1 protein-coding gene is annotated in these 300 nt (G+C 36.0%); it reads left to right on the top strand.

Features of this window, described 5'->3' with window-relative positions; all coding sequences use genetic code 11:
* On the top strand, positions 1–300 hold a 300-nt coding region (locus tag KI338_RS17590), incomplete at both ends, for a transposase (RefSeq protein ID WP_212922313.1).

Below are 300 nucleotides of genomic sequence, written 5' to 3'. Positions count from 1 at the left end.
CAAAGTACATTGTAGCTGATGCAGGATATGGAAGTGAACAAAATTATGAGGATGTCCTCTCCCATCGAAAACGGACGCCACTAATTACTTATAACCAATATCGAAATGAGAAGAAAAAGAAGAATGATTCTTTCAACTTAACCAATTGGAAATACAATGAAGTGGATGATTCCTTTACCTGTCCAAATAATAAAACATTAACGTTCCGATATCACTCTAAACGAACCGACAAATACGGTTTTACACGTTCATTTAAGGTATATGAATGCGAGGACTGTTCTGGATGTCCATTACGTTCTT

Source organism: Ornithinibacillus bavariensis (genome assembly GCF_018333235.1).
Classification (GTDB): Bacteria; Bacillota; Bacilli; order Bacillales; family Amphibacillaceae; genus Ornithinibacillus; species Ornithinibacillus bavariensis.
The sequence above is the reverse complement of the archived record's forward strand: the minus strand, read 5'-3'. Positions and strand labels throughout refer to the sequence as shown.